Annotated in this window: 6 protein-coding genes; 2 read left to right on the forward strand and 4 right to left on the reverse strand. The window is 69.3% G+C overall.

Annotated features, from left to right (window positions below; genetic code table 11):
* The 4 genes from AC1D12_RS26535 to AC1D12_RS26550 all read right to left on the reverse strand — a co-directional run.
* Nucleotides 1-376: VOC family protein (locus tag AC1D12_RS26535; protein WP_477843976.1), on the reverse strand; the 376-nt coding region annotated here is incomplete at its 3' end.
* A gap of 43 nt (nucleotides 377-419) precedes the next feature.
* Nucleotides 420-1,607 (reverse strand): MFS transporter, encoded by a 1,188-nt coding sequence (locus AC1D12_RS26540; RefSeq protein ID WP_477827660.1) that lies wholly within the window; start codon nucleotides 1,605-1,607, stop codon nucleotides 420-422.
* A 190-nt stretch (nucleotides 1,608-1,797) separates the two neighbouring features.
* The gene (locus tag AC1D12_RS26545; RefSeq protein WP_477843978.1) at nucleotides 1,798-2,277 is read right to left on the reverse strand and encodes a DUF6152 family protein; all 480 of its coding nucleotides are present in this window, start codon (nucleotides 2,275-2,277) and stop codon (nucleotides 1,798-1,800) included.
* A gap of 44 nt (nucleotides 2,278-2,321) precedes the next feature.
* Nucleotides 2,322-2,738, reverse strand: coding sequence for a hypothetical protein (locus tag AC1D12_RS26550; protein WP_477843980.1), 417 nt, complete (start codon nucleotides 2,736-2,738; stop codon nucleotides 2,322-2,324).
* Between the two features lie 45 nt (nucleotides 2,739-2,783).
* Between AC1D12_RS26550 and AC1D12_RS26555 the strand changes: the two genes are divergently transcribed.
* Nucleotides 2,784-3,167 (forward strand): hypothetical protein, encoded by a 384-nt coding sequence (locus tag AC1D12_RS26555; RefSeq protein WP_477843982.1) that lies wholly within the window; start codon nucleotides 2,784-2,786, stop codon nucleotides 3,165-3,167.
* A 76-nt stretch (nucleotides 3,168-3,243) separates the two neighbouring features.
* Nucleotides 3,244-4,174 (forward strand): TolC family protein (locus AC1D12_RS26560; RefSeq protein WP_477843984.1); only part of this gene is annotated, 931 nt, incomplete at its 3' end.

Below are 4,174 nucleotides of genomic sequence, written 5' to 3' on the forward strand. Positions count from 1 at the left end.
GCGGCGGCTCCCACAGCTCGAGGCGATGGCCCTCCGGATCCAGCACCCAGCCGAACTTTCCGTACTCGGACTCGTCGACCTTGTCGTCCACCGCGCAGCCTTCGGACCGCAATGCGGCGAGCAGCGCGTGAAGGTCATGCACCCGGAAGTTGATCATGAAGCTCGCCGTGCTCGGAGCGAAGTACGAGGTGTCTTCCTTGAACGGACTCCAGGTCGTGGTGCCGGTGCCCATCGGGTTGTCGGGCGTGACCCACTTGAAAGCGACTCCGCCCCAGTCCGCCACCTCCAGCCCGAGGTGCTTGCGATACCACTCGCCGAGCGCCTTCGGATCCTTGGACTTGAAGAAGATGCCGCCGATGCCGGTCACGCGCTTCATGATGTGCCCCTTTGCTGGCGATGGAGTTTGACACGAGCGGGAATCACGACCGGTGCTCGCACGGCGCGCGGGTGATGAACAGGGCCACGGCAAGCGACAGTGTCGACGTCGTCAGCATGACGCCCAGCACCGCAACGCGGGCGTTCGATGCATCGACGACCAGGCCCGAGAGAAACGCGATGATGCCGGCGCCGGTCACGGTCACGGCGGCGGCCAGCCCCGAGGCCGTGCCGGCCAGCTGGGGGCGCAGCGACAGCACTTGCGCATTGGCCACCGGCATCGTCAGCCCGTTGCCCAGGCCCACGAACACGCAGGGGCCGAAGAACGCGAGCGGATGCGCCCAGCCTGCCGCGGCAAGCGCCAGGCCCGCGAGCAGGCCGATGGACGTGAGCGCGCGGCCCGCGAGGATCAGCCTGGTGGCCGCGTGGCGTGCGCCGATGCGCCCGACCACGTAGCTGCCGACGATGAAGCCGGCAGGAACCATCCCCATGTGAAGGCCCAGCGCCGTGCTCGATGTTTCACCCAGCTGTGCCGCCACCAGGGGCGCTCCGCCCAGAAAGACATACAGCGTTCCAATGGCGAAGGCCATGCAAAGCGAACAGGCCCAGAACTGCATCGAGCGGCTCAATTCGGCATAGCCTTTCAATTGCAGTGCGACGGACTGGGTGCGGTGGTGGTTGGTTTCCTTCAGCTGGAACGCCACCAGGTACAGCCCCGCGAGCCCGAGTGCTGCGAACGCGATGAAGTTGGCGCGCCAGCCGAAGTGGGCATCGAGCAATCCGCCGAACGTGGGCCCGATCATCGGCGCCACGGCCCATGCCGACGAGACGTAGCCGATCCGGCTTGCGGCCTGGCCCTCGTGGGAGGTGTCTCGAATGGCGGCGAGCGACACGACGTATCCGGCGATGACGCTGCTCTGGAGCAACCGGCATCCCAGGAAGGTGACGATGTCGTTGGCCAGGCTGCAGCCGATCGATGCCATCGTGAAGATCGCCAGCGCGAGCAGCGCGACGGGCTTGCGCCCGAACCCGTCGGAGAGCGCACCCGCGATCAGGTGCGTGACGGCGGTGGCCACCGCATACCCCGCGATGGCGACATTGACGAGCGCGAAGTCGGCGTGAAGATCCCTGGCGATGGTCGGCAACGACGGCACGAACATGTTGATGGGCAGGACGGCCAGCGCGGAAAGGGGAACCAGGACCGAAAGGCGAGGGGAGGCCTGTGATGGCATGGCGGCTGGACTCCGTGGATGGACCGAGGGGCGGAGGGCCGTGCGGTTGGCGCGACCTGGGTCTGCTCGTGCTGGGTCAAACAGGAGTCATGCGTCGTCGGGCCTGGTGAAGCCGGCGACGTGAAGGCGGGCAGCTTGTCGGCTGCCCGGGTGGGGCGATGTTAGCGAACCGGCGAGCGGCCGTGTGCAGTCAGGCCGGGCTCGATCGCAGCCCGTAGACCTTGTCGCCCACGAAGAGGTACTCGACCCGCATCACCGCATCGCCCTTTTCATCGGCGCCGGTGTAGCCGATGGCGGAGACGCGCGCACCCGGGCGGATCTCGGCGACCTTCCAGGCTTCCATGCGGGTGAGCGGGGCGAGCTCCAGCTCCCAGCGCCGGTCGCTGCGCCTGGGCAGCGTGGCCTTGGCGAGCAGGGCGGGGCCGTCGACGGCGGCACTCTGCGCCGGCAGCGTGCGCCGGGCCAGGTCGGCCGGCAGCTTGAGGCCGGCGGGCAGCTCGATGATCAACTCGGCATGCGGGTTCTGCCACTTGCTGGTGACCACGGTCCCTTCGAGGTACAGCGGGCGGTCCTGGTCGAAGCTGCCCCACCCATGGTGGGCCGACGCGGGGCGCACGATCCAGGGGGCGATGGCGGCGAGAACGGCGAACTGGCGGCGGCTCAACGRCATGGCGGTCTCCGGTGGGTGAAGAAGATGAACGAAGCGGGCGGTGGTCAATAGGCGATCCAGCGGCCGCAGACCACCACGGCGAGCCAGAGGCCAGTGGACACCAGCATCTGTAGCCGTGCCGCCGAGTCGAGTTTGCGCAGCGAGCCGCGCAGATGGAACGCGGCGGCGTTGACCCCTGCGAGCGCCAGCAGGCCCATCTTGACGACGARGGCGCGGTTGCCGAGCAGTTCGTCGGGCTGCGTGGCGAACATCAGCAAGCCGCTCGCGGCCGCGAGCGAGAAGCCGGCGAGCGCCAGCGTGAGCGACAGCCGGGCCAGCGCGGGGACGGGCAGGGCGGCGGCGCGGCCGAACACGCGCACCTCGAGCGCGATCAGGTTGCCCAGCAGCAGCGCGATGCCGACGATGTGCGCGACCTCGAGCGTGGGGTAGGCCCAGGGGGTGGTCTTCAGGAAGGTGAACATGGGTCTTCAGCCTGGAAGTATGCGGGCGCTACACTCCGGCTGCCCATGGCACGCCGTTCCGCCCTCCGCCTGACGACCACGCTCTTCGTGGTGCTCTCGCTGCTGTTTTCACAGCTTGCGTTGGYGAGCTACGCCTGCCCGGGACAGGGCGACGCCGAAGCGATGGCTGCGATGATGGCCGCGGGTCAGCCGTGCGAAGGCATGGACCGGGAGCAACCCGTGCTGTGCCACCAGCACGCCGCGGGCACGGCCCAGTCGTTCGAAGCCGTCAAGCTTCCCGCAGCGACGCTGCCGGTTGTCGTCCAGGTGCTCGAGTTGCCCGTGGTGCTCGATGCCGCAGAGGCCATCGCATTGCCGATGGCCGCCACTGCGCAGACCCGTCCTCCGCCCGACCCCCTCTTCCTGTCCACGCTCAGGCTTCGCGTCTGACCCCTCCGTCAACTGACCGGCGCTGGTGCGGCTTGCCCGTTCGCCAGCAAACAGCCCGTTTGCTTTCGGAGTTCCCATGTTCACCCATCCCCTGCGCGCGGCCGCCTTGGCCGCGGCCCTGCTGCCGGCCCTGGCCGCCGCGGCACCTCTGACGCTCACCCAGGCGCTCGACCTGGCCCTGCAGCGCTCCGAAGCCGTTCGGTCGGCACGTGCCGGCGTCGCCAGTGCTTCGGAAACGGCCCGCGCAGCGGGTCAGCTTCCCGACCCGACGCTGCGCGCCGGCGTCGACAACCTCCCCGTGACGGGTGCAGACCGCCTCGGCACGACCCGCGACTCGATGACCATGAAGCGCATCGGCATCGGCCAGGAGTGGGTGTCGGCCGAGAAGCGCGCTGCACGCCAGGCTGCGGCCGACGCCACGATCGGCCGGGAGCTCGTTTCGGCCCAGGCCACGGCGGCCGAGGTTCGCCTGCAGACGGTGCTCGCCTACCTCGACGCCTATTTCTGCGGCGAGGCGCTCAAGCTCACGACGCTGTCGGAGCACCACGTCCACGAAGAGTTGGAGGCCGCCAAGGGGCGGCTGTCCTCGTCCGCCGGCAGCAGCCAGGAGGTGCTGGCCTCGACCGGCGCTCAGGGCATGGCCGAGGACGAGTCGGCGCAGGCGAGGCAGCAGCAGGGCGCCGCACGCGTGTCCCTCGAGCGCTGGGTCGGCATCCCGGTGGACGAGCTCGCGGTTCCGGTGGAACCGGCCGCTGTCGACGAGCGAGCCTTCATCGAAGCCCACCCGACGGTCCTGCTGGCGCAACGCGACGTGGAGCTGGCTCGACAGGACGCTGCCGTCGCCGCCAGCAACCGCGGGCCGAACTGGTCCTGGGAGGTCTCCTACGCCCAGCGCACCGGCTATGCCGACATGGTGTCCTTCGGCGTGAGCATCCCCTTGCCGGTGGCGCCCGCTGAACGCCAGGACCGCGAGACCGCTGCAAGACTGGCCTTGATCGAGAAGGCCG

This window comes from Rhizobacter sp. P1_G5, from assembly GCF_056405435.1.

Excerpts from the sequence above, each read along its gene's own strand:
- AC1D12_RS26540 (WP_477827660.1), bottom strand. The coding sequence starts at position 1,607 with ATGCCATCACAGGCCTCCCCTCGCCTTTCGGTCCTGGTTCCCCTTTCC.